21 protein-coding genes and 2 tRNA genes are annotated in these 24,016 nt (G+C 50.9%); 14 read left to right on the forward strand and 9 right to left on the reverse strand.

Annotated features, from left to right (window positions below):
* Positions 1–29: 29 nt before the first annotated feature.
* A complete protein-coding gene (locus BN7444_RS06760; RefSeq protein WP_068457515.1) occupies positions 30–1,367 on the forward strand; it encodes an S-layer homology domain-containing protein in 1,338 nt (445 codons plus the stop codon).
* Positions 1,368–1,847: 480 nt separating this feature from the next.
* Positions 1,848–3,275, forward strand: a complete 1,428-nt coding sequence (locus BN7444_RS09165) for an S-layer homology domain-containing protein (protein ID WP_245654203.1) — start codon at positions 1,848–1,850, stop codon at positions 3,273–3,275.
* Positions 3,276–3,406: 131 nt separating this feature from the next.
* Here the strand turns inward: BN7444_RS09165 and BN7444_RS06770 are convergent, their stop codons facing one another.
* The 7 genes from BN7444_RS06770 to BN7444_RS06800 all read right to left on the reverse strand — a co-directional run bounded on the left by BN7444_RS06770 (position 3,407) and on the right by BN7444_RS06800 (position 9,983).
* The gene (locus BN7444_RS06770) at positions 3,407–4,159 is read right to left on the reverse strand and encodes an ABC transporter ATP-binding protein (RefSeq protein WP_068457517.1); all 753 of its coding nucleotides are present in this window, start codon (positions 4,157–4,159) and stop codon (positions 3,407–3,409) included.
* Positions 4,140–5,126: an ABC transporter substrate-binding protein gene (locus BN7444_RS06775; protein WP_068457518.1), complete on the reverse strand. Its 987-nt coding sequence runs from the start codon at positions 5,124–5,126 to the stop codon at positions 4,140–4,142. Before BN7444_RS06775 ends, BN7444_RS06770 begins: the two co-directional genes overlap by 20 nt.
* Positions 5,127–5,135: 9 nt before the next feature.
* Positions 5,136–5,900, reverse strand: coding sequence for an ABC transporter permease (locus tag BN7444_RS06780; protein WP_068457520.1), 765 nt, complete (start codon positions 5,898–5,900; stop codon positions 5,136–5,138).
* The gene (locus BN7444_RS06785; protein ID WP_068457522.1) at positions 5,875–6,171 is read right to left on the reverse strand and encodes a thiamine-binding protein; all 297 of its coding nucleotides are present in this window, start codon (positions 6,169–6,171) and stop codon (positions 5,875–5,877) included. Before BN7444_RS06785 ends, BN7444_RS06780 begins: the two co-directional genes overlap by 26 nt.
* 164 nt (positions 6,172–6,335) lie before the next feature.
* A complete protein-coding gene (locus BN7444_RS06790) occupies positions 6,336–7,652 on the reverse strand; it encodes an aspartate kinase (protein ID WP_068457526.1) in 1,317 nt (438 codons plus the stop codon).
* 117 nt (positions 7,653–7,769) lie between these two features.
* Positions 7,770–9,587, reverse strand: a complete 1,818-nt coding sequence (locus BN7444_RS06795; RefSeq protein ID WP_068457529.1) for a zinc ribbon domain-containing protein — start codon at positions 9,585–9,587, stop codon at positions 7,770–7,772.
* Between the two features lie 135 nt (positions 9,588–9,722).
* Complete coding sequence (locus BN7444_RS06800) at positions 9,723–9,983, reverse strand: hypothetical protein (RefSeq protein ID WP_068457532.1); 261 nt, start codon at positions 9,981–9,983, stop codon at positions 9,723–9,725.
* Positions 9,984–10,154: 171 nt separating this feature from the next.
* Here BN7444_RS06800 and dnaX point away from each other — a divergent pair, with 171 nt between their 5' ends.
* From dnaX to BN7444_RS06830, 6 genes are all read left to right on the forward strand, one after another.
* Complete coding sequence (gene dnaX / locus BN7444_RS06805) at positions 10,155–11,741, forward strand: DNA polymerase III subunit gamma/tau (RefSeq protein ID WP_068457535.1); 1,587 nt, start codon at positions 10,155–10,157, stop codon at positions 11,739–11,741.
* Between the two features lie 9 nt (positions 11,742–11,750).
* Positions 11,751–12,089 carry a YbaB/EbfC family nucleoid-associated protein gene (locus tag BN7444_RS06810; RefSeq protein ID WP_068457538.1) on the forward strand — a complete coding sequence of 113 codons (339 nt, stop codon included), beginning with the start codon at positions 11,751–11,753 and terminating at the stop codon, positions 12,087–12,089.
* Positions 12,090–12,091: 2 nt separating this feature from the next.
* Entirely contained in the window at positions 12,092–12,691 is a 600-nt protein-coding gene (gene recR / locus BN7444_RS06815) for a recombination mediator RecR (RefSeq protein WP_068457541.1), read from the forward strand.
* A gap of 164 nt (positions 12,692–12,855) precedes the next feature.
* On the forward strand, positions 12,856–13,548 hold the full coding sequence (locus BN7444_RS06820) for a response regulator transcription factor (RefSeq protein WP_068457551.1): 693 nt from the start codon (positions 12,856–12,858) through the stop codon (positions 13,546–13,548).
* Positions 13,532–14,608 (forward strand): sensor histidine kinase, encoded by a 1,077-nt coding sequence (locus tag BN7444_RS06825; RefSeq protein ID WP_082941304.1) that lies wholly within the window; start codon positions 13,532–13,534, stop codon positions 14,606–14,608. Before BN7444_RS06820 ends, BN7444_RS06825 begins: the two co-directional genes overlap by 17 nt.
* A 102-nt stretch (positions 14,609–14,710) precedes the next feature.
* On the forward strand, positions 14,711–15,181 hold the full coding sequence (locus BN7444_RS06830) for a hypothetical protein (RefSeq protein WP_068457554.1): 471 nt from the start codon (positions 14,711–14,713) through the stop codon (positions 15,179–15,181).
* A gap of 117 nt (positions 15,182–15,298) precedes the next feature.
* On the opposite strand, the gene BN7444_RS06835 is transcribed toward BN7444_RS06830, so the two are convergent.
* Complete coding sequence (locus BN7444_RS06835) at positions 15,299–15,946, reverse strand: GerMN domain-containing protein (protein ID WP_068457556.1); 648 nt, start codon at positions 15,944–15,946, stop codon at positions 15,299–15,301.
* A gap of 255 nt (positions 15,947–16,201) precedes the next feature.
* On the opposite strand from BN7444_RS06835, the gene ftsH reads away from it, so the two are divergent.
* Together ftsH and BN7444_RS06845 are read left to right on the forward strand one after the other, a co-directional pair.
* Complete coding sequence (gene ftsH / locus BN7444_RS06840) at positions 16,202–18,088, forward strand: ATP-dependent zinc metalloprotease FtsH (RefSeq protein WP_068457557.1); 1,887 nt, start codon at positions 16,202–16,204, stop codon at positions 18,086–18,088.
* Positions 18,089–18,127: 39 nt separating this feature from the next.
* Positions 18,128–18,508, forward strand: coding sequence for a helix-turn-helix domain-containing protein (locus BN7444_RS06845; RefSeq protein ID WP_068457571.1), 381 nt, complete (start codon positions 18,128–18,130; stop codon positions 18,506–18,508).
* Positions 18,509–18,637: 129 nt separating this feature from the next.
* On the opposite strand, the gene BN7444_RS06850 is transcribed toward BN7444_RS06845, so the two are convergent.
* Positions 18,638–18,713: transfer RNA gene (locus BN7444_RS06850), tRNA-Lys, on the reverse strand.
* Positions 18,714–18,865: 152 nt separating this feature from the next.
* On the opposite strand from BN7444_RS06850, the gene BN7444_RS06855 reads away from it, so the two are divergent.
* From BN7444_RS06855 to BN7444_RS06870, 4 genes are all read left to right on the forward strand, one after another.
* Complete coding sequence (locus BN7444_RS06855; protein WP_068457574.1) at positions 18,866–20,716, forward strand: acyltransferase family protein; 1,851 nt, start codon at positions 18,866–18,868, stop codon at positions 20,714–20,716.
* Between the two features lie 13 nt (positions 20,717–20,729).
* Positions 20,730–22,079 (forward strand): aminopeptidase, encoded by a 1,350-nt coding sequence (locus tag BN7444_RS06860; RefSeq protein ID WP_068457584.1) that lies wholly within the window; start codon positions 20,730–20,732, stop codon positions 22,077–22,079.
* A gap of 55 nt (positions 22,080–22,134) precedes the next feature.
* Positions 22,135–22,221, forward strand: a tRNA-Leu gene (locus tag BN7444_RS06865).
* Between the two features lie 229 nt (positions 22,222–22,450).
* Entirely contained in the window at positions 22,451–23,974 is a 1,524-nt protein-coding gene (locus BN7444_RS06870) for a phosphodiester glycosidase family protein (RefSeq protein WP_068457587.1), read from the forward strand.
* The last annotated feature ends 42 nt before the right edge of the window (positions 23,975–24,016 follow it).

The following is a 24,016-nucleotide window of genomic DNA, read 5'->3' on the forward strand; positions in this document are numbered from 1 at the left end:
GAAGACATTTTTTACGGAAAGGATTTGAAATGAAACGATTCAATCAATGGGTGGCCATGATCCTGATGATCGCCATGCTTATGGTGCCGGGGACGGCCTTTGCCGCAGAACCGCCGGCCATTAGCGCACAGGGCGCCATCGTCATGGACTACGACACGGGGCAGGTGCTTTATGAAAAAAATTCGGACAAGGCCTATTCCGCCGCCTCCATGACCAAGGTCATGACCGCCTATATTATACTGGACGCCATTAAGAGCGGCGAGGTGAGCTGGGACACGGTGATTCCCATTTCGGACAACGCCCGCACCAAATCCCCATGGGATAAGACGCCCTTCGACGAAGTGGAGCGGCTGGGGGATCTCTTCGAGCCCTTTTTAATTCGCAGCAATAATCAAATGGGCATCGCCATGGCGGAATACCTGGGCGGCGGCAGCGAGGAGCGCTTCGCCGATCGCATGAACGAAAAGGCGAGATTACTCGGTATCGACGCCCAATACACCGAGGCCAACGGCCTAAAGCCCAACCGCGTCACGCCGCGGGCACAGGCACTCTTGACCCGATCCATTATTCACGACTACCCCGAGATATTAAACACCACGTCGAAGCATCAGACCATGTATAAAAACGAGGTCTATCGATCCACCAATCTGTTCTATCGAAAGTTTCGCAAGTTTAACGGGATCAACGGCTTTAAAACGGGCACGGCATCCTATTCCGGCCAGTGCCTCACGGCGACTTACACGAAAAAAGGCCGCCATCTGATTTCCGTGGTCATGGGATCCAAGGGAAAAGACGCTCGCTACCACGACACCATGGCGATTTTAAATTACGCCACGAGGGATTACTCCACCTCCGACTGGGCCAAGCATGTGCCGGCGAGGGCCGAGCGGGCGGGAATCAACACCGCCATTTACCGGGGCCTGACGAGCTTCCAAGGCCGGGAGCACATGAGCCGCGGGGAATTTACCCTTTTAATGAGTCTGGCCCTGCATTTGCCCATGGAAAGTAATGTCACGGGCTTTAACGACGTGGCTCCCGATGCCTATTACACCAAGGCCATTGCCGCGGCCAAGGGAGCGGGCCTTATCGACGGCTACGGCGACGGCACCTTCCGCCCGGATAAGTTGGTGAGCCGGGAAGAGATGGCGAAAATTATTTACGTGGCCATGAAGTACGACGACGGCAACGCCCGCCTGCCCTACAAAGACAGCGGGAAGATTCATCCCCTCTTCCGTCCCGCCGTGGCGAGCTTGACGAAGCGCGGCATCTTGCACGGCAAGGGCGGCAATCTCTTCGACCCCAAGGGCACGGCGAGCAGAGAAGAAGCCACTCAAATGATGTTGAGTTTAAAAAATCAATTAAATTAAACGGGACAATCAGAAAAAAGAAATGAGAAAAGCCTCTGCAGGCGTAGGAAACGACTGCAGAGGCTTTTTCTTTATTTTGAAAGAGTCCTCAAAAAGCCGCGCGGAAGAAATAATTTAAATGAGCTAGAACATAAGAATAAAAAGGCAGCAGAAAGCAAAAATAAAGGAAAAGAGAAGAAATATAAAAACAACAGTTGATAATTAATATCAGCGTGATATAATTTCGAATTAGAAGATCACTTTGCTCATGACAACTTTGGATTAGGTCTGCTATGGAAAAATACATAGATTTGATGCGGACAAAGGGGCCATGGAGTTTATAATGAAGGAGAAAATATGAAACAAAAAGAGCAACGACCTCGTTACGGAATGCGAAAATTGTCTGTCGGTTTCGTCTCATGCCTTTTAGGCTTTACCTTAATTGCAGGATTTTTACCGGGATCCTCCTATGCCGCCTCCGGCTCCGGAACGAATAGGGCAATGGATGCGAATCAAAAGCCGGCGCTTGTCGGGCACCAAAGTATAAGTCGCCTTGAACGCGAGCAAGCGAAAGAGAAAAATTCCAAAGCGGACAAGACCAATGTGGAATTTGCCGAAAGGGTTAGACAGGCCAAGGCCGAACTTCAAAGGTACATGCAAACAGTGGAAGAGAAGGTTCTTGACAGCGATTCCATTGAATTTCAGCCGGGCGTGAAAGATGAAGTCAAGGGCGCCGTTGAAAAAGCGAAGACTTTATTAGGCAAAGAAAAAATTACGGAAGAGGAATTGAAATTTATTGAAAGCGTCCCTTATAAAAAGGTTAATGGAAAGAAGTCCGGCCTCTTCAGGGATTATACGAAAAAAGCTCTCGTCAATTATAAGGTACTGGGGAAGCGAGATCAGCTCAACCCCCACAATAATAAAAAGTATGTGGCATTAAAGGACAATAAGATTGAAATTCAGTCGAATCTTGCAGGGGCCGGAAAGGTCGGCGAGAATGAAGAAGCTTTCTTTAAGCTGAATTATGTGACACAGAAGGATTTTGAAGAAGGGAAACCCAAGGCAGTAAGCAGTCCCTCGTCGAGGGTGGATACAAGCACGTCGGCGACGCCGAAATATAAGAAGCAGGAAGTGCCTCGGGATGATTACACGGTAAAACAAGTAGCCGGCGGCTATGAAATCGAAATCACGAAGCTACCCGAAAATGCCAAATATATTAAACCTATCGTCTATGTAAAATTTGCAAATGACACGTATTTTGAAAACGGGGATATGGTTGCAGTGACGGCTGCGGAAAATCCGGGAACGCCTGTGGATCCGAAAGTAAAGCATCAGGCATTTATTTTCGGCTACGGCGATAATAGCTTCCGCTCCGAAGGAAAGATGAGTCGCGCCGAAGCGGCGTCTATGATCGCTTCTTTGGCGGGTCTGGATACGAGCAACAAGGCCAAACCTGATTTTAAGGACACGGACAGCAGTTGGTACAACGAAGCGATTAACGCCATGGTGAAAAATGATTTGATGTTGGCGGATCAAAACGGAAACTTCCGTCCCAACGAATCCATTACGCGAGCCGAATTTGCCCGGGCCCTGGCAGGCATCGACAAAAAGACAGATCGCATCGCGCCTTTCGCCGATGTAAAGGGCCATCCCTTTGAAGCTGCCATCAATCAAGCCTTTGGCAACGGTCGAATTGTCGGCTATCCCGACGGCACCTTTAAACCCGACGGAGCCATTACGAGAGCTGAAGCTGTAACGATTTTAAATAGCTATGCAGGCCGGAACATGAGCAAACAGGATTTAATGAAGATAAGAGCGAAATTCAATTCCTTTAAGGACGTCAGTGAAAATCACTGGGCTTATGCCCAAATCTTATTGGCGGCAAATAATTATCAAGCCATGCTTGATGCTTTGGCCGCTATGAAGTAAAAAATCTCATAGAATCTTGTCTTTTGAAAAAGGATGCAGTCTCTTCGCTGCGTCCCTTTTCTTTTAATTATCTTTTTGGAAACCGCATTTGACCATGAAAAAAGCATCTGCTTTTCGGCAGATGCTTTTCTCTATGCCATAATGGCTTTTTGAATAGCTTTCTTCGCGTCCAAATACTCTCTCGACAGTTGAAAGGCTTCGCGATCGCCCTCAGGTATATTGTAGCTGTAGGCGATGGTCTTCTTTTTCGGAGACAGCACGTGAATCACGTCGCTCATGCGCAGGGCTTCGTCGATGTCGTGGGTAATGAGGACGGTGGTGAGTTCGTATTTGTCCTTGATGGCCAGGTACCAATCCTGCATGGAGGCCTTTGTAATGGCGTCTAAGCGGGAGAAGGGCTCGTCCAGAAGCACCAGCTCCTTTGAAAAGAGAAAGGTCCTTAAAAAGGCCGCGCGCTGTGCCATACCGCCGCTCAATGCGCCGGGATAGCTGTGCTGGGTGCCTTCCAGGCCGAATTCCTTAAAATAGACGTCGGCTGCGGCCCGGGCTTCCTCTTTGCTCTTGCCCGCCAGGCGCAGGGGCAAAGACACATTGTCGATGATCTTTAAGTGGTGAAGGAGCAAATCTTTTTGCAGCATATAGGCCACGTGGCCGGGCTCGCCGGTGACGTCTTCGCCTAAGAGATGCACCGTGCCTTCATTTGGCACATCCAGCCCCGCGAGAATATTAAAGAGGGTGGTCTTGCCGCTGCCGCTTTGGCCCAAAAGGGACACGACCTTGCCCCGTGGAATGGAAAGATTCACGTGATCCAGTACGGTTTTTTCGCCGAAGCGGCGGCAGATGCCCTCGCCGACTAAGACCGGATTATTGAGGGAGGTAGTCATTGCTGAAACCGAAATCTGCCGGGATTTCCCGATCGATTAATTTGTTTTTCCAGAGCCAGCCGTAGAAGGCGTTCCAGCGATCCTTGTCAATGACGCCGAACTGTTTCGCATCGGCGATGTATTGTTTGGAAAGGTAAGCTTGGCTTTCGTCTACCAATTTCTTATCCAGTTCCGGCGATGCCTTTAACAAGATTTCGGCGGCTTCTTCCGGATGTTCGGCGGCGTATTCATAGCCTTTGGAAATGGCGGCCAGGACTTTTTTCGCCGTGTCAGGATCATTCTTTAAGAAGTCGTTGTTGGCGATTAAAATGGGGCTGTAGTAATCGAATTCCGGGTGGGAGTCGATAAAGGGAATGTAGTTGGTCTCGAGACCTTCTACCTTCGTCTTAATGCCGTCCCATCCGTAGTAGACCCACACGGCGTCCACATTGCTTTTTAATGCGGCGACGATGTCGGTGACATTAGAGGGGATGAGATTGACTTTGGAGTAATCTCCGCCATCGTCTTCCACCATGGTTTTAATCATGGCTTGTTCGATGGGCATGTTCCAGGTGGCGTAGGTGTGGCCGGGGAGCTTGCCCATGGAGTCGATGCCCTTGTCTTTCAAACTTAACAGACCCGAGGTATTGTGTTGCACCAAAGCGGCCACGGCAGTGACGGGAAGGGGATCTTCCTTGGCCCAGGATGCGGCAATGGTGTCTTGGAAAGAGATGCCCAATTCGCCGCCGCCATTGGCGACGAGGCCTTCCGCGCCGCCTTCCGGCGGTTGAAGGATTTCGAGATCGATGCCGGCTTCGTCTAAAAAGCCTTTTTCCTTGGCTACGTAAATGCCCGTGTGATTCGTGTTCGGGGTCCAGTCCAGGACCAGGCGTACTTTTTGCTTGTCTCCGTCCTCTTTCTTATCGGCGCCGTTGGAGCAGCCGACCAGCATAAAGAGGGCGAGAAGAACGGGTAAAAATCGTTTCATAACAGTCTCCTAAGAATGTAATTGTTTCCAGGGCATGGCCTTTCGTTGAAAGAGATTGACCAGGCCCATGAGGATTAAGCTTAAAAATGAAATCAAAAAGATGACGGCAAACATGCGGTCGTAGCTGTAGGCGTTTTTCACCCGGGTCATATAGACCCCGAGGCCTTGAAAGCCGCCGAGCCATTCGGCGATAACCGCACCCACGACGGAGTAGGAGGCGGAGATTTTCAAGGCGGAGAAAAAGCCGTCCAGGGCATTGGGAAGCTTCACATAGGTGAAAATTTCCCGCTTCTCCGCGCCCATGGCCCGCAAAAGTTTCATTTCGTCGGGATCCGCCGAGGCGAAGCCTTCGTAGAGATTGACCGCCATGGGAAAGAAAGTGACGATGACGATGAGCACCACCTTCGGCGTCATGCCGTAGCCCATCCATAGAACCAAGAGCGGCGCAATGGCCACGGTGGGCACGGTTTGCGTCAGGACCAAAAGGGGATAGAGGGCGTCCTTGAAAAAGGGCGATCGATCCATTAAAAAGGCGCAGAGAAAGCCCGAGACGATGCCGAAGAAAAGCCCGAGGGCCGCTTCGGCCAAGGTGACCTTCGAGTGGTCCACCAAGAGAGGAAAGTCTTGGACAAAGGCCTTAATGACCTGCACCGGCGAGGGGAGCAGGTAGCCGGGCAACAGGCCCGAGGTGCTCAAGAGCTGCCACAGAACGAGGAGAGCGATGATTAAAATGCTTCCCCGAAAGAGTTTACTGATATTTGCCGATTTTTTCATCGATGGTTAAAATAGATTCCTTGCCGTGACTTAACTTGACGTAGCAGTACACGGAATTGGCGCCTTCTTCCATAACCTTGGCTTCACATTTGCGAAGCAGGTCGATAATTTCGTCCATGGAGTCCCCTTCCACGGTGGTTTCGAAGGGGGCGACCACATATTTTAAACCGCTGTCTTTGATGACGGCGATGACTTCATCTACGATGCGAACAACTTCTTCCGTGCCGCCGTCGACCATGGGCAACACTTGAATAGCCATACTTGCTTTCATTTTATAACTCCTTTCAATAAAAAAAGCCGACGCACGGCGTGCATCGGCATATCCTTTTACAGCATTATCTGTACAAGTTCCATGGGTTGAGTGTTCCTCTCTCAGCTGTGCGCACCCCTTTACAAGACTTAGTATACCCTATTTCAGGGGAATAGAAAAGCTTCTTAGGAGAAGGATGCGTTATAAATAGCTTCGATGGATTTTTCCGCTTCCTCTTCCAAGACGCCGACGATAATATTCATTTCGCTGGCCCCTTGAATAATCATGCGGATATTGACATTGGCATCGGCCAGGGCGCTGAAAACATGGGCGCTGGTACCGATGCGGTTTTTCATATTGCGGCCGACGATGGTGATCAGGGCGATGTTGTGATCCAAGGTAATGCGGTCGGCATTGGTAAAGGTTTGAAGCTCGGCAATGAGCTGATCCGTTTTATTCTTTAAATACTTGCTGGCGATGACCAAAGAGATGGAGTCGATGGAAGAGGGCATGTGCTCCAGATAAATATCGTTGGCTTCCAAGACGGAAAGCACCTTTCGGTGAAAGGCCAGATCCCGATTCATGCGAAACTTTTCGATATTGATGACGTCAAAGCCCTTGCGGCAGGCGATGCCCGTAATGTCTTCGCCTTCCGCATCCCCGGGGACATCGGCCATAATATAGGAGCCGGCGTCGTCTTTGGCATTGGTGTTTCGAATGACCACGGGAATATTTTTTTCGATGACGGGGAACATGGCCTCGTCGTGCATGACCTTGGCGCCGCTATAGGAGAGCTCCCGCAGCTCCTGATAGGAGATGTTTTTGATTTTTTTCGGCTGAGGAATAATGGAGGGATCCACGGCGAGAAGGCCGGAGACATCGGTCCAGTTTTCGTAGAGTTCGGCGCCGACGCCTCGGGCTACAATGGCGCCGGAAAGATCGCTACCGCCGCGGCTGAAGGTGACGATCTTTCCCGAAGGGGTGGAGCCGTAAAAGCCGGGGATGACGGCACGCTCGTGCTCTTCCTTCATTTTTGCCAAGGCCTTGTAGCTGCTCGCTTCGTCCCAAGTGCCGTTTTCGTCAAAGCGGATGACGTCTTTGGCATCGACGAAGTCGACATCCAAATAGGCGGCTAGAATTTTTCCGTTTAAGTATTCGCCTCGAGAGAGGACATAGGACTTGCTCACTTTGCCGGCGGTAATATTGGACAAGATTTCATCCAGCTCGGTTTTTAAATCGAATTCGATGCCGATGCCTTCGAGAATTTCCCGGTAGCGGGCTTCGATCATGTTCATGACTTCCGCCGAGGAAAGCTTGTGCACCGCCATATTGTAGAGAAGGATCAAGAGATCCGTGACTTTTTGGTCGCCGTTTTTTGCTTTCCCCGGCGCCGAGGGAATAATGTATCGACGATTATCGTCGCTTTCAATAATATCTTTAACTTTATGAAACTGTTCGCTATTGGCGAGGGATGAGCCGCCGAATTTACAAACGATGGACATAGTATCCTCCTTTAGGTAATCTTATCCTATTGTAAGAGTTTTTTCCCGAGGAAACAAGGGCTTTGCCCTGAAAAAGTGATAAGGCGCAAAAAAAGAACCGCTCGAGGCGGTTCGATTTTATGAGAAAGTGGATGTAAGGAAGATGGCGATGATCCAGAAAAGTTTCGAGATCAAATCGATGCTTACATAGATAATGCCGTACCAGGCGATGAAGTCGCGGCTGTTTTCCTTGGGCAAGATTTTGTGCGCCGAGGAATAGGCGAGGAACAAGACCCACAGGTAGAGCAGAATACTCAAGAGGAAGTGGGGCGTGACCGAGCCCAACGTCGTGCGGCCCATGGCCGAAGATGAGGGCAGGATGAAGAAGATCAGAGTGTAGGGAATCAAATATAAAATCCAGTGGATGAGATTATCTACGGTGCGGGAACGCAAATCGTCTTCTTCACAGCTGTTGCTTCTCGCCACATTGTTCGCAAAGAAAAAGGCGAAAAGGTCGATGGCGACTTTTAAAATGGAAAAGAGTACGGCCAGAATGCCGATGCCCCGGAAGGCGAACAATACGGGCAGGGTACTGATGACGAATCCGATGCCCAAGAGGCCATAGACCCCTTGTTTGCCCTTTGCCATGACGCGGCTGCGGGCGTGGGACAATTTCGTATAGGCTTTTAAAACATTGGGATTGTTCGAAAGCTCGCTGACGTGGAGGTGATGCTTTTCGCCGCCCTCAGCATGTTCTTTTAATCTCTGTTCCCCATTCTTCTTGCCGGCGAAGAGGGAAGCGAAGGGCGCCTTCTTTTGGCCCGTTTCTTTTTTTGCGGCGCGCTTTTGTGCCTTGGCCGCCGCCTTGGCTTCTTTTTTCTTTCGCTTTTCTTCCGCGCGGTCGACGACGGGCGCGTCCTTCGATTTATCTTCGGAAGATTTCTTTTCGGAGGATGGGACCCCGGCGACGGTAGAGATTTCCTTTTCTACGCTTGGTGCGTCTCCTTGGGGAAAATCAAAGGAGTCGGCGGGAATAATCTTTTCCTCGACGTCGGTGAGATCAATTCTTTGAACGGCGTCGTCGGAACTGATTTTTTCATCGGCGTCGGCGGGAATGATTTTTTCCTCCGACTTTTCCTTCGTAGCGGAAACCACAGGGGGCACCGTCGCGGTGTCGTCTTTGGCTTTCGGAGATTCCTTTTCCTCGGGCCCGTCCCCTTTATCTTTCGAGAAGAAGGAGGAGAGAATGCCCTTGGAGGTCATTTTCTTCTCTTCTTCTTTTTCCTGTGCGTCTAAAATTTCGTTGACTTTTTTATTTAAAGTGGACAAATCGCCGGTTTGAGCGAAGGGCTCTTGGTCCATGTCTCCCATGTCTTGGGAGACGCGGAGGCGATCCGCATCGGTATCGTCGACGACTCTCTGATTCCGCTCCAGGCGATCGGCCATTTCACCGAAGACCGAGTAAGGATTGTCTTCCTCGTCGATAAAGCTGTTCCAGATGGCGGAAAAACTCTTCTTTTTCTTTTTCGGTTCGTCGGCTTTTGCAGGAGCCTGCGCTTTGGGCGCCGCTTTTTCCACCGGTGCCGTCTCCATCGCCGAGGAGGGCGGTGCGGCATTTTCTATATTCTCTTGTACCTTCTTCGCGGGCTTGTCCTTCGCCTTTTGTTTTTTCGGTTTGGGACGTGCGCCGGAAAGGGTTTCGTGCTTTTCGATACTCATGCCCACATGGGTATCGACTTTATTTAAGTAATTTTTTAAGGCTTCGCCGTCATCCGGATCGGAGGAGTAGGCGACTTTCGTGTCGCCGCCGGAAGCGGGATGATCGGAACCGGTTGTCGGTGCAGCATGTTTGAATTTTTTTTCAAAGAGCTTGCGCGCTTCTTCTTGATTGGCGCCGCAGACGTGACAAAACTTCGCGCCCTCGACCAGTTCTTCGCCACATTGGAAACAATACAATAGATCGTCCTCCTTTTTCATCTCTTATACCTGATTATAACATAGAATCCGATGATTACAGAACGAAGTCACAAAAATTGAAATCATAAAAAAAACTCCGGAAGAACCGGAGCTTCTTTTAAATCGAAGGATCGATTATTGAGCGTTTTCAGCGTTTTTAGCGTTTTCAGCAGCGTTTTTAGCGTTTTCAGCAGCAGCGTTAGCTTTTTCAGCGTTTTCAGCTTTGTTAGCAGCTTCGTTAGCAGCGTTGTTAGCTTCAGCAGCAGCGTTGTTAGCAGCGTTTTGAGCGTTGTTTGCAGCGTTTTCAGCTTCTTCAGCTTTGGGTTGGCAAGCAACGAGACCGAACATAAGGGTACCTACTGCCATAGCGCTAGCGATTTTCTTCAAGTTTTTCATTTCGAAATACCTCCTAAAAGATTCATATCATTGATGTACCCTAAGTATAGCCGCCCTTTGTGATAAAAAAGTGAAGGATCGGTCAAAATTTCAGGTTTAAATTAAAGAAAAGGATAAGGAGGAGATTTCTTGCGCAGGCTTTTTCATGTATACTAAGGGTCGGAGGAGATTATGCAAGCACTGTATAGAAGGTATCGGCCCAAGACATTTGACGAAGTGGTGGGCCAAGAGATGACCATTACCGCACTGAAAAATCAAATAAAGGAAGGGCGCGTGCACCACGCCTATATTTTTTCCGGCACTCGAGGCACGGGAAAGACGTCGGTGGCGAAAATTTTTGCCCGCGCCGTCAATTGCCTTTCGCCCGAGGGCGCCAATCCCTGCAACGAATGCAAGGTGTGCCGGGGCATTTTAGACGAGAGCTTGTTTGACGTTATGGAAATCGACGCGGCAAGCAACAATTCCGTCGACGACATACGGGAGATTCGCGAACACGTGGCCTATGCGCCGGCGGTGGCGAAGAAAAAAGTTTACATCATCGACGAGGTCCATATGCTCAGCAAGGGGGCCTTTAACGCCCTGCTGAAAATTTTGGAAGAGCCGCCGGCCCATGCCCTGTTTATTTTGGCGACCACGGAGCCGGAAAAAATCCCCGCCACGATTCTGTCTCGAGCCCAGCGATTCACTTTCTTCCGTTTAAAGGAAGAGGAGATCGAAAAAGAGCTTGCGCGAATTTTGGATCTGGAAAAGAAGAGCTACACCGAGGAAGGCCTGGCGGTCATCGCCGCTCACAGCGACGGCAGCATGCGAGACAGCCTGTCCATATTGGATCAGGTCCTTTCCATGGGAAACGACACGGTGGACGGGGAGACGGTATACGACGCCTTGGGTCTCACGGAGGAAGAGGGCATTTTTCGCATCGTCGACGGCCTCTTGACGGCAGACGGCGCCCTGATCGTGGACGCGCTGGACCGCGCTTACGACCGGGGGAAGAATTTCGCCCTGCTCCTCGACGCTTTGATCGACTACTTCAGAGATCTCTTGTTTTACGAGTACACGAAAACCCCGCCTAAGGGCTACAGCGAAAGCGACAGGGCGGCCTTTAAAGCCCACGCCGAAAATTTAGACAAAGACCTCGGCTTCCGCTGCCTGGAGCTCTTTCAAAAGGGCAGGGAGCAGTTCCGCTACGCCAAGGATCCTCGGGCCGTGGTGGAAATTCTGCTCTTAAAGGCCCTTCATTTACAGGTTGCGGGAGATCTTCCCGAAGAGCGGCCGCAGCCCATTCGTCCCGCCGCGCCGATTAAAAAAGCGCCGCCGAAAAAAGCAGAGCCGTCGAAGAGGGAAGAGCCGGCGGATACCCGGGCGGACGCAAGCGCGGAGCCTGAAGCCCCCGCGCCTTTGAGCGGGACCGATGACCGTGATATAATACAAGGCGAGAAATCGCCCCTGGACGGGGACAAGTGGCAAGCCGTGCAGTCGGCGGTACAGGCGAGAAGCGTGGCCTGTGCAGCCCTGTTAAAGGATGCGGAAGAAACGAAGCTGGAAGGGAATCTATTGACCATTCTCTTTCAACCGAAATTTTCTTTCCATATACAAATGTTAAAAAACGACGCCAATGAAGCGGCGTTGGCGGAAGGCGTGCGCGAGGTCTTGGGCTCCGATGCCGCCGTTCGCGTGGAAGCCATCGGCGACGAAGACGATACGGTGCTTCAATCCTTGGAGCGCGTGTTTAAAGATGTGACCATTGAAAAGGAATAAGGAGGAATTATGGCAAAGGGATTTCCCAATATGGGCGGAAAAAATATGAATAATATGATGAAGCAGGTTCAAAAGCTGCAAAAGGATATGGAAAAAATGCAGGCGGATCTGGACAAGGAAGAGTTTGAAGCCACAGCCGGCGGCGGCGTCGTCACCGCCGTGGTCAACGGCAAGCAAGAACTCCTGCGCCTGTCCATCGATCCCGACGTGGTGGATCCCGAGGATGTGGAAACCTTGGAAGACTTGATCCTCGCCGCCATTCGCGAAGCCATGGCGAGCGCCAGAGCAAAGACGGAAGGGGAAATGTCCCGCTTAACCGGCGGCTTGAATATGCCGGGCATGTTTTAATTATGGATAAGCCACTGGAAGAGCTGATCTATCGCTTGAGCCGCCTGCCGGGCATCGGCACGAAGACGGCGCGGCGCCTCAGCTACTTTTTGCTGGACTCCCCGCCGGAAGAGGCGGAGAAATTGGCCCTGGCCATTCAGGAAGCGAAGGAAAAAATCAGAGAGTGCAGCATCTGCCACGACTATACGGACGCCGATCCCTGCACCATTTGCAAGAGCGAGCGGCGGGACCGGTCGGTGATCTGCGTGGTGGAGCGGCCCCAAGACGTGCAGGTCATGGAAGCCACGGGCAAGTACAACGGCCTGTACCACGTGCTCCACGGCGTCATCGTGCCGGAGCGGGGCATCGTGCCGCAAAAGCTACGGATCAAAGAGCTCTTGGAGCGATTAAAAAACGAGCCGGTGAAGGAGTTGATCCTCGCCACCAATCCCACGAAGGACGGCGACATGACCGCCCGCTACATCACCCGCATGCTTGAAGATGTGGACATCCACATTACCCGCATCGCCCACGGCATCCCCGTCGGCGGCGATTTGGAGTATTACGACGAGCTCACCGTGGCCACGGCTCTCGCCCATCGCACGGATTACCGGGAAAAGTAAACAAAAAAAAGAACCCGCAGGTTCTTTCCCGAACAAGTCTCTTCACGGGGACTTGTTTTTATTTGTGAGACGCCTTAAACAAATCCTTGCAATGAAAAATGCGGATTCGTGGTATAGTGAAGTCAAATAAGCGGAAGAATTTTTAGGACTGACGGAGAAGAACCATGAAAGAAAAAATCCTCATCGTGGATGATGAGAAAGAAATCTGCGATCTGCTTGCGATCTATCTTCATAACGACGGATACGTCGTGGAAACGGCCTATGACGGCGAGGAAGCCCTGGAAAAAATCAAAGCGGATCCGCCGGATGCCATGATTTTGGATATTATGCTAGCGGGTATGGACGGTTTCAGCCTGTGCAAAAGAATTCGCGAAAACTATTTTTTTCCCATCCTCATGCTCACGTCGAAAATCGATTTCGAGGATAAAATTTTGGGCCTGACCATCGGGGCCGACGATTACATGACCAAGCCATTTAATCCTTTGGAAGTCGTGGCCAGAATCAAGACCCAGCTTCGCCGAAGCGGCCAATACAATCAGGGAAGTGGCGGGGCGGAGGATGAGATTTCCGTTCGCGGCTTGGTCATCAACAAAAGGGAACACAAGTGCATTTTAAACGAAAGCCCCCTTTCCCTGACGCCCATCGAATTTGAAATCGTGTGGTATTTATGCGAGCACTTGGGAGATGTCGTGTCATCGGAGGCGCTTTTCGAAGCGATTTGGCGGGAAAAATACATGGACAATAACAACACGGTGATGGCGCACATCGGGCGGATTCGAGAAAAGATGAATGATTCCGGACGCCACAGCAAGTACATTAAAACGGTTTGGGGCGTGGGCTATGTTATCGAAAAATAATAATGACCCCTTGCTCCGCGGGATTTTTAAGCGCTATGCAATCCGGGTCGTGGCCATTACCGCTGCGGTATTTTTTGCGGCGCTCTTTATCAGTTTTTGCCTGCGCCGATGGTTAAACGGTCACGATCCCTTCAACTACTTGTATTACCGGGACCTTTACCTGCTCTATCCGGCCCTCGGCACTTGGGTTCTTCTCATCATGCTCACGACCTACCGACTGTTTAAGCAATTGGTTCACTATGTGGATGAGCTGCAGGAAGCCACAAGCCTTCTCTTCGATAAAGAAGCGGACCCCATTGTCTTGTCGCCGGAACTCGCCGCCATTGCCGAGAAAATCAATGCACTCAAGGCGGAATCCATTCGAAATGAGGCCTTGGCGGCACAGAGCCAAAAGCAAAAAAACGACTTGATCGTGAACTTGGCCCACGATTTAAAGACGCCTTTGGCATCCATTGTGGGCTACTTAAATTTATTAAGCGGCGATGTGAAATTGTCCAATGAGGAGCGAGAGAAATACCTGGCCGTCGTCTTACGAAAGAGCGAGGCGCTTTCCGATTTAATCGACGAGTTTTTCGAGATGACGAAATTTAATTTATCCGACTTGAAATTGGACGTGACAGAATGTAATTTGAGCCTTCTCTTGGAGCAGATTATTTTTGAATTTAAACCGCTCTTCGACGAAAAGCACATGGATTGCAAGCTTGATGTGCCGCAAAATGTGATTCTTTCCTGTGACGCCGACAAGATGTCTCGGGTGTTCGGCAATCTTTTAAAAAATGCCTACTTGTACGGCGATAAGGGCAGCGCCGTTCATGTGACCGTCACAGAAAGGGAATCGGATGTCACCGTCGACTTTACCAACGCCTGTAAGACCATTGACGAGGAAGCCTTGGAAAATATTTTCGAGCCCTTTTACCGTCTGGATCCCTCGCGGCATTCCGCCGGCGGATCCGGTTTGGGCCTTGCCATCGCACGAGAAATTCTCCGCGCCCACGGAGCGGAAATCGCAGCACAAAGCGCAGATAACAAAGTGTGTTTTCGGATAAGGTTCAAAAAGTAGGAAAAAAGTAAGAATATCGTAGAAGGGAATTAAAAACTCGTAACAGGAGCCATGCTATCCTTTGAGATGTAGAGATGCATTTACATTGAAAAGGAGATTGATATGAGAAAAACATTTAAGCGAATCCTGTGCGTGTCCTTTATCCTCGCCCTGGCTCTCGGCCTTTGTGCCTGTCATAGGGACGATGGGAAAAGTTTTAATTCCTATGACGCTGCGAACAAGGAGTTTAAAGAAACGGCAGCTTCCTTAAACTGGCCCGACAAATATACTGTGCCTACGGAATTGGACGGGGAAAAAGAAGCCTCCTTTGAAGCGGGCTATGGCGACACGCGGGCGTCCCAATATTGGGAGGAAGCTTGGGAAAAGGAATGGCTGGAAAATTATCAGACGGATAAAGAACGGGCCGATCATGCCATTAAAGAATTGGAAAAGGCACCGACGATGAACTACATGAGCCCCGCCAAATGTGACGACGCGACACGAGACTATTTTAAAAAGATGCTGGACAAGGCAAAGGCGGGCGATCCGTCGGCGGTGGAAGAAAATTTAAAACTCAACGGCCCGACATCTTAAAGCCATGGGGGAGAAATCCCTCGGGCTTTTTTATTTTGGAAAGATTTTTATGTCAAACGGCAGGTAACGGACACAAAAAAGAGCCCGGTTTTCGCCGGACTCAAGTTTTGTTTATTATTACAGATTTTTCGTAAAGGGCTCGGAAATATCCACATGGCCCATAAGGCTTTCGGCCTTTTCGCCGTTGACCGTAAACTCCACGGCCTTAATGCCCTTCACGGAGAGCAGACTGTTGACAATGGAGCGGGCCAGCACGTCTTCGTCCAGGGAGCCGCCGGTAAGGTCGCCGGAAAGATCGACGACGGCGGTGGTGCCGTCTAATTTGGATTTGGAGTAATCGAATTTATCCAAGCCCACGGGTTCGGCGCCTTCGGTTTCGGGAGCTTGGCTCAGTTGATCCAGCACCTTGGTGATGACATCGTCTTTCGTTGCGGTGACGGTGACTTGTTCCGTGACCTTTTTATTGTCTTCGTCGCCGTCCACGATATAGGCGGTGGAAGGATAGGTCAAGGTGACGTTGTAGCTTTTTTCTTCGCCGTCTTTTTCATCTTCGGCCTCGGAATTGTTTTTGTCGTCGGCGTTCTTTTCCTTCCCGTCGTTTTCTGCGGCTTCTTTGTTTAAATCTTCCGATGTCTTTTGGTTTTCAACCACTTCCACTTGATTATTCGCTTCTTCCGCCTGTGCCGTGTCTTTGGCGCAGCCTGTGGCTACGAGAAGCAGGCCGAGGCAGATGCCGGTCAGTGCGGTTAATTTTATTTTCTTCATAGGTCCTCCTCTGTCAATTGCTATTCGGATTTATATCATTTTACCATAAGCCCTCCGGAAAAGTTAAGAAATAAGGGGACAGGAGAAAGTTTTCCGCGGAGACTTTGCCATTGAGGGCAAAAGGCAAAGATGAGGATAAGTTTTTCGCAAGGTCCCTTTAAAGGCCATGGTCTGTGGTAATATCGAGGCAAGTTTTAATGCATAAATCCCTTCGATTATGGATATACATTGAAGATAGAATGATTGGAGGAATCGATGAAAAACAAAAAAGATATAAATAAACCCATGTTTTTATATTACGCTATTGGAATCGTCCTGGTCTTTTTGATTTCGTTTATGTTGATGCCAAAAATGCTGAAGGATCCGGTAAAGATTAAGAGCGTGAGCTACAATGAGTTTTTGAGCAATGTGGATCAAAAGAAAGTGGAAGAGGCGCATATTGCGGACAAGCAAATCGCCTTTACCATTAAAGGGGAAAAGGACGTGCGCTACGAAACGGCGCGTTTCCCCGACGAAAGTCTGGTCAATCGCCTCTACGACAACGGCGTGGAGTTTGACCGCAAGTATCCCAGCGAAATGAATCCCATTTTGCAAAGCCTCTTGAGCTTCGCCCTCATGGTGGTGGTCATGATCGCCGTGGGACAAATTTTCCTGCGTTCCATGACGAAATCCATGGGCGGCAAGGGGGGCGTGGGCCCCATGAGCTTCGGGAAGAGCAATGCGAAGATTTACGACCAAAGCGTAGATGGCATCACCTTCGCCAATGTGGCGGGGCAGGACGAAGCCAAGGACGATTTGACGGAAATCGTGGACTTTTTGCATAACCCGAGCAAGTATTCCGAAATCGGCGCCAAGCTTCCCAAGGGCGCCCTTCTCGTAGGCCCTCCGGGAACGGGGAAGACCCTATTGGCCAAAGCCGTGGCGGGGGAAGCCAAGGTGCCTTTCTTCTCCATTTCCGGTTCGGAATTTGTGGAAATGTTTGTGGGCCTCGGCGCCGCCAAGGTGCGGGACCTCTTTGAACAGGCCAAGGAAAAGGCGCCCTGTATCGTCTTTATCGACGAAATCGACACCATCGGCAAGAAGCGCGACGGCGCCGGTTTTTCGGGCAATGACGAGCGGGAACAAACCTTGAATCAACTCTTGGCCGAAATGGACGGCTTCGAAGGTAACGGCGGCGTGGTCATCCTCGCGGCCACCAACCGCCCCGAGTCCCTGGACCCGGCCCTCTTGCGTCCCGGTCGCTTCGACCGCCGCATTCCCGTGGAGCTGCCGGATCTCGTCGGTCGCGAAGCCATATTAAAGGTTCACGCGAAAGATGTGAAGACGGAAGCCGACATCGATTACAATGCCGTGGCCCGCGCTACTGCCGGGGCCAGCGGGGCGGATCTCGCCAATATGATTAACGAAGCGGCACTGCGTGCCGTGCGTTGCGGTCGCCGGTTAATGAGCGAAGAAGATTTAATGGAAAGCGTGGAAGTGGTCATCGCCGGCCATCAACGGAAAAACACCGTCATCAGCCAAAGGGAAAAAGAAATCATCGCCTACCACGAAGTGGGCCACGCCCTGGTAGCCGCCATGCAAAAAGAATCGGCGCCGGTGCACAAGATCACCATTATTCCCAGAACCAGCGGCGCTTTGGGCTACACCATGCAGGTGGATGAGGAAGAAAAATTCCTCATCAGCAAAGAAGAGGCATTTAATAAGATCGTCACCTTTACCGGCGGGCGGGCGGCGGAAGAATTGATCTTCAACACCCGCACCACCGGCGCATCCAACGACATCGAGCAGGCGACGAAAATCGCTCGCTCCATGATTACCCGCTACGGCATGACCGACGAGTTCGGCTTCGTGGCTATGGAAACTTTAACCAATAAATATTTAGGCGGCGACACCACCTTGGCCGTTTCCGATCGGCGGGCCTTCGACATCGACATGGCGGTGAGCGCCATTATTACCAAGGCGCAGGAGAAGAGCCACGAGATCCTCACGGAAAACATCGACAGCCTTCACGCCATTTCCCACTATCTCTTGAAGAAGGAAACCATCACCGGTGCGGAATTTATGGAAATATTGGAGAAAAATCGTGCCGATGCATCTGTCGATGTAGCAACCGATGAAGAGGAAGTTGAAAAAGACGAATGATGGTCGAAAGACGGAGCCTATAGAACCGCAGGTGATGCCATGACTTTTGCAGAAAAAATAAAAATTCTGCGCACGGAAAAGGGCTGGATTCAACAGGAGCTGGCCGACGCTTTGGGCGTCAGCGTGCGCACGGTAAAAAATTACGAATCCGGCGACAGCTATCCGAAGAATCGATTGATTTACAAAAAAATCGCCCAAGTCTTCGACGTGGATATTAACGACCTCCTTCGGGAAGACGAAGAATTCGCCATGCCGCAGAAGGACGAGGACGCCTACGAAGATTACAAGGTCCTGCGCCAGTCCTTTAACGGCGTGAAAAAAGCCCTGGCTTCGGAGAAGATAGGGCAGCGGGACAAAGATATTCTCATGAAAAAAATATGGGACCTTTACTGGAAAAACAAAGACAAGAGCGACGTGTAGGCGTCGCTTTTTCTATGCGCAGAGAAAACGGGCATAAAAAAACGGGCGAAAGCACGGAAAAACGCTTTCGCCCGGTAGCACCACCGTAGCACCACAATTCATAGAGCGGCCGCCACAAATGGCTTTATCTGGTGCATCTTCAGGGACTCGAACCCTGGGCCCACTGATTAAGAGTCAGTTGCTCTACCAACTGAGCTAAAGATGCAAACGTCGATAACAGAAACAATTATACAGCTGCTGACGATATTTGTCCAGACATTTTTTCAAAGAATTTTACAAAAAAGGCGTCGAGGTAAAGAATAAGCCATTTTTATTCGATTATGGTAAAATATTACCATCAAACAAAGGAGTCGTACTATGCCCATTAAACAGAAAAAAATGGCGGAGGGCGTCAAAGGTTTTGCCCTGTGTCTTATTTTACTATATATGGCCTTCAACCGCGTGTTTTTAGGCGGCCACCTAGGCTATCAATTGCTCTTTGCGCTATTCGGATTTGAAACCTTTCAAAGCTATATTAAAGAAAAAACCCACCCGGGACCATTCTTCGTCGAAAAGGTGCGCAACTACTGGCCGGAACTTCTCGGAATGGTCACCGTGGTGACGGCGGTCTATGCCATATTCTTTTACGCCGATCTGCCCATGGTGCGGGGACAGGCCCTGAGCTCTTTGTTTTTCGGCAATAATATTCTTCAAAGCCTCGCCGGCCATCCCCTGAGCATCGAACAACCGTCGCCCTTCGGGCATCTGTGGTTCATATCTCTTTTGATGCAGTGTTATTTGATTTTCTCCCTGGCGATTTTAGGAAAAAAGACTCGGCAAAAGATTATTTCCATAGCCTTCTTCGGCGGCGCCATCAGCATCATCTCCGCCCTCGTTATGGGCATCTTCGGGGGTTTGGATTTGGCGGAAGCCCGTATATTTTACAGTCCCGAAAGTCGACTGTTCAGCTTTTTTGTCGCCTTTCCCGTCGTGGCCTATGAACTTTTGGGCAAAGGGCGGGGCCGCACGGCCAGCCGCGACATGTCCATGCTCGGCATTATTATCCTTTTCGTCATCTTCGTGCTCTTTATGAGCGAGACGGCGCCGGCTTATTTGGGCGGGCTTTTTCTCACGAGTTTGCTGCTGAGCCTTTTTCTCTTGTTTCTGTTTCGCGACGGAAACGCCTTCGAAACCGTATTTCAATTTCCCCTCTTCACCTTTTTAGGGGAGCGGGCTTATTCCATTTACCTTTACAGCATGCCCTCGTTCTTTTTTATGGGCGCTTTGGGGGACAGGTTTCAATTAAGCTCAAGCCTTTGGATTCCCCTGGCCTTCGTCGTCCTGCTCCTCGCATCGCAGGCCTCTCACTATATTTTCCGGGTCAAAGAGCTGGGGAGTAAGCAGGTTTACGGAATTTTGGCCGTCGTCTTCTGCGGGATCATGATCCTGAGTTTCGGGACCCAAAGCCCCATGATGATGAAGCAACAGAAGCGGGAAAAGGCGACGGTAAAAAGATCGGCCACTGACGAGGGCGACACCGATGAAAAGAAGGCGTCTCTGACGGAGCGCTTCGAGCCGTCCAACGAATTGGCCGCGGCCATCGAACAGGTCAACGCTCAAAAGCCCTATTACAAACTAACCAACGAGGATTTGGGCAAGCTTCAGTCTCAAGAGGGACTCCTCTTAGGCGACGGCACTGCCCAATCGGCGCGGGAAGCCTATTTGCGCCTTATGCCCAATTTGCAGGTACAGGGATCGGATAATTTAAATCCTTCCTGGTACGTGGCGCGGATCAAGGAATACTCGGCGGACGGCCCCATTATTCTTCAAATCGGAAACGACGGCGCCCTGACCTTTGACGCCGTGGACGAAATAGTGAAGACCGCGGAGGGACGGCCCATGTTTTTGTTTAATGTGGTGACCGATCCTCAATTCGAAGATAAGAACAACGACATTTTGCGGCGCATCGCCGACAAATACGCCAATGTCAGCCTAATCGACTGGAACAAAGACGCCAAGAATCAAAGCGATTTTTACGACGAGGAAGGCCAATTAAAAGATCCGGCGAAGCGACTCATGTCCCACATGCTGGGCCACTGCCTGCTCTACGACATGCCCGTAGCTACGGCGAAGCCCGACGACAAAGACGACGAGAAGCACACGAAGACGGAAGATAATTTGGCGGCAAAAGAAAACGACGACGTCCCCGACGTAGGGGACTCTCAATAGAGAGGAGAATGGAATGGAAAAAGAAAAGTACTACTGGGATAGAGAAGAAGAGCACGAAGCCATTATGAGCTTTTCCGACGACTACATGGCCTTTTTGGATCGGGCGAAAACCGAGCGCATGGCGGCGAAAGAAATCGTGCGTCTGGCGGAAGAAGCGGGCTACAAAGATTTTTATGCCGTGGATCAATTAAAGCGCGGCGACAAGATTTACTTCCTGAACAAGGAAAAATCCGTGGTCCTTTTCGATTTGGCAGGGGATTTGGAAGAGGGCATGGCCATTGTGGCGAGCCACATCGATTCGCCTCGCCTGGACATTAAGGCGACGCCCCTTTACGAAGAGGAAAATGTGGCTTTGTTGAAGACCCATTACTACGGCGGCATTAAAAAATACCAGTGGACGGCCATTCCCTTGGCCATTCACGGCGTCGTCATCACAAAAGACGGCAAAAAGCACGAAGTGAACCTGGGCTCCGATCCTCGCGACCCCATCTTCACCGTGACGGATCTCTTGCCCCACCTGAGCAAGTCGCAAAATAAAAAATCCCTGGCGGAAGGGGTCATCGGCGAAAATCTCAACGTCCTTTTCGGCCACCGTCCTCTGAACGGCTCCGTGGAAGAGGCCGTCGCCTATGAGCTGAAGAAAAAATACGGCATGGATCCCGACGATTTCGAAACGGCGGAGCTGGAAGTGGTGCCTGCCTTTTGTGCCAGAGACCTGGGACTGGACCGAAGCATGGTAGCAGCTTATGGCCAAGATGACAAGGTCTGCGCCTACGCCTCTCTGCGGGCGCAGCTGGAGGTAAAGGAACACACCAGAACCTGCGTCGCCGTCTTTGCCGATAAGGAAGAGATCGGCTCCGTGGGCAACACCTCCATGAGCGCCAAGTATTTTGAAAACGCCGTGGCGGAAGTGCTCTTTAAAATGGGCGTGGACTCCAATGTCATGGTGCGCCGCGCCATGGCCAATAGTGTGGTTCTTTCCGCCGATGTCACGGCGGCACTGGATCCCAACTATCCCGAGGTCATGGACAAGAAAAACGCCGCCCGCTTAGGCGAAGGCGTCTGCATGATGAAATACACCGGCGCCAGAGGCAAGAGCTCCACCAACGACGCCAATGTGGAATTTGTCGCCGCCCTTCGGGATCAATTCGCCAAGGACAATATTTTGTGGCAAACGGGAGAAATGGGCAAGGTCGACGAAGGAGGCGGCGGCACCGTGGCCTACATCCTCGCCGAAACCGGCGCGGAAGTCGTGGATCTGGGTACGGCACTGTTTTCCATGCACGCGCCCTTGGAAGTGGCGTCCAAAGCGGACATCTACTCCACCTACAGAGCCTATGGCAGCTTTTTAACCATGAAATAAAAACTTTCCTTTACACGAGGCTAACAGATATGTTATACTAGCGAAGTATCAGTTGGCCGAAGTGATGGAATTGGCAGACGTACTGGACTCAAAATCCAGCGGTGGCAACACCGTGCGGGTTCAAGTCCCGCCTTCGGCACCATAGATAATGGCCGGATTGCAAAAATGCAGTCCGGTCATTTTTTATTGTGGTTTTATCGGCTTACCTACGTCGGCTTTTATAATCGCCGAAAATGTCAAGTGGTGAAAAATTTTTAGCATGAAAGAGTTTCGCCGGCCCATATCAGAATAATTTTTATTTTCCACACACCTATATTTCCGACTTTTTGCTATACTGAGGGTAGGTATATCATTATTAAAAGGAGGTTCATATGAAAAAGAAGCTGACGGCGTTAACTTTGGCGGCTTTGCTCTTGGTGCCCACCGTGGCCTACGGAGCGAAACCGACGACGCAAACTTTCGTTGTGAACAATCAGGTCGTGGATTGCCTCGCCTATAATATCGGCGGGTACAATTACTTTAAGCTGCGGGACGTTTTAAAAGGTCTCAATAACACCGGGGATAAACATAATGTAAGGTACCATGCGGCGGATCGCTTGGTCGAAGTGGTTCCCGGGGAAGCCTATGTCGACGAGGCGGGTAAAGGCGGCAAGGACGCGGGCGGCGAAGTCCCGGACAGCCAAGTTTTTATGGGTGAAGCCAAGATAAAGATCAACGGCGTCACCGCCAATGTCAAGAGCTGCAATATTGCCGGCTATAATTATCTGCAAATCAGAAGCCTGGGCAAAGTTTTGGCCAAACAGGTCGGTTATGACGAACAGCGGCGCATCGTCCACGTAGGCAATTATGATCCCGCCGCAGTCAAGCTGCCGACAAAGCCTGTAGTACCTGCTCCACAACCGGCAGCCCCTGCTCAACAACCGCAGGCCGCAGCTTCTTCCAATGTCACCGTCAGCCGACAAAATGTCGCCGGCGTGCAGCTGAATATTGTGACAGTGCCCAATCATCCTAATTTAAAATTTAATGTGGTGAAGGGCAACAATCGCCTGGTGGGCGCGGAGCCCTTCGGATCCATCATTAAAAGGACGCAGCCCACAGTGGCGGTGAACGGCAATTTCTTCGACGCCTATCGCACGAAGGTGCCCTACGGCAATATTGTAAGCCGGGGCCAAGTTATCCAAGGCATCGGCAATGACGGCGCCTTTATTCGCACGGCATCCGGCAAAAACATCATCGGTCAACCGACGGTGATCCACGAATTGGATGCGGGCCACAAAAAATTCAGCGCCTGGTACACCAATGCGGGGCTTAACGACAATACCGGCATCGGCGTCTTTAATCCCTATTACGGCGGTTCCGTGAAACTGCCTCAAGGGACTTACGCCGTGGTTTCCGGCGGCGTGGTCAAAGCCATGGGTGGCGGCGGAAGCAATGTTACCATTCCGCAAAACGGCTACGTCATCTTCTTTGCAGCCAATGCGGTATCGAAGAGCGACATTAATGCCATGATTCGCGTAGGCGATACGGTAAAAGACACCGTCGTGCTGAAGGGGGATCCTCGTCTTGCAGGCGAAACCGCGGACGCCTTAGTCGCGGCGGGCCCCATCCTCGTTAAAGGCGGCAAGAATGTGGCCGCATCTGCCGCATCGAACTACGAAGGAAAGATTCGCAATCAAAATGCCGGTCGCTCCGCCATCGGCGTGAAGGCCGATGGTACCGTGGTCATCGTCACGGGCACGGCGCGGGTAGCGAATTTGGCCAATGCCATGATTCAATTGGGTTGCGTGGAAGCGACCAATTTGGACGGCGGCGCTTCCTCGGGTCTTTATGCCAACGGACGGGTGATTACGTCGCCCGGAAGAAGTTTAAATACGGTGCTTACCATTACAAAGTAGGCGTGATTTTAAAAGCAGGGATTCACGAGAGTCTCTGCTTTT

The sequence above is a fragment of the Peptoniphilus pacaensis genome (assembly GCF_900088125.1).
GTDB classification, from domain to species: domain Bacteria; phylum Bacillota; class Clostridia; order Tissierellales; family Peptoniphilaceae; genus Aedoeadaptatus; species Aedoeadaptatus pacaensis.

Bases quoted from the DNA above. Each gene is read 5' to 3' on its own strand.
- BN7444_RS06760 (WP_068457515.1), top strand. From the start codon at position 30: ATGAAACGATTCAATCAATGGGTGGCCATGATCCTGATGATCGCCATG.
- BN7444_RS09165 (WP_245654203.1), top strand. From the start codon at position 1,848: ATGGATGCGAATCAAAAGCCGGCGCTTGTCGGGCACCAAAGTATAAGT.
- BN7444_RS06770 (WP_068457517.1), bottom strand. From the start codon at position 4,159: ATGACTACCTCCCTCAATAATCCGGTCTTAGTCGGCGAGGGCATCTGC.
- BN7444_RS06775 (WP_068457518.1), bottom strand. From the start codon at position 5,126: ATGAAACGATTTTTACCCGTTCTTCTCGCCCTCTTTATGCTGGTCGGC.
- BN7444_RS06780 (WP_068457520.1), bottom strand. From the start codon at position 5,900: ATGAAAAAATCGGCAAATATCAGTAAACTCTTTCGGGGAAGCATTTTA.
- BN7444_RS06785 (WP_068457522.1), bottom strand. From the start codon at position 6,171: ATGAAAGCAAGTATGGCTATTCAAGTGTTGCCCATGGTCGACGGCGGC.
- BN7444_RS06790 (WP_068457526.1), bottom strand. From the start codon at position 7,652: ATGTCCATCGTTTGTAAATTCGGCGGCTCATCCCTCGCCAATAGCGAA.
- BN7444_RS06800 (WP_068457532.1), bottom strand. From the start codon at position 9,983: ATGAAAAACTTGAAGAAAATCGCTAGCGCTATGGCAGTAGGTACCCTT.
- dnaX (WP_068457535.1), top strand. From the start codon at position 10,155: ATGCAAGCACTGTATAGAAGGTATCGGCCCAAGACATTTGACGAAGTG.
- BN7444_RS06810 (WP_068457538.1), top strand. From the start codon at position 11,751: ATGGCAAAGGGATTTCCCAATATGGGCGGAAAAAATATGAATAATATG.
- recR (WP_068457541.1), top strand. From the start codon at position 12,092: ATGGATAAGCCACTGGAAGAGCTGATCTATCGCTTGAGCCGCCTGCCG.
- BN7444_RS06820 (WP_068457551.1), top strand. From the start codon at position 12,856: ATGAAAGAAAAAATCCTCATCGTGGATGATGAGAAAGAAATCTGCGAT.
- BN7444_RS06825 (WP_082941304.1), top strand. From the start codon at position 13,532: ATGTTATCGAAAAATAATAATGACCCCTTGCTCCGCGGGATTTTTAAG.
- BN7444_RS06830 (WP_068457554.1), top strand. From the start codon at position 14,711: ATGAGAAAAACATTTAAGCGAATCCTGTGCGTGTCCTTTATCCTCGCC.
- BN7444_RS06835 (WP_068457556.1), bottom strand. From the start codon at position 15,946: ATGAAGAAAATAAAATTAACCGCACTGACCGGCATCTGCCTCGGCCTG.
- ftsH (WP_068457557.1), top strand. From the start codon at position 16,202: ATGAAAAACAAAAAAGATATAAATAAACCCATGTTTTTATATTACGCT.
- BN7444_RS06845 (WP_068457571.1), top strand. From the start codon at position 18,128: ATGACTTTTGCAGAAAAAATAAAAATTCTGCGCACGGAAAAGGGCTGG.
- BN7444_RS06855 (WP_068457574.1), top strand. From the start codon at position 18,866: ATGCCCATTAAACAGAAAAAAATGGCGGAGGGCGTCAAAGGTTTTGCC.
- BN7444_RS06860 (WP_068457584.1), top strand. From the start codon at position 20,730: ATGGAAAAAGAAAAGTACTACTGGGATAGAGAAGAAGAGCACGAAGCC.
- BN7444_RS06870 (WP_068457587.1), top strand. From the start codon at position 22,451: ATGAAAAAGAAGCTGACGGCGTTAACTTTGGCGGCTTTGCTCTTGGTG.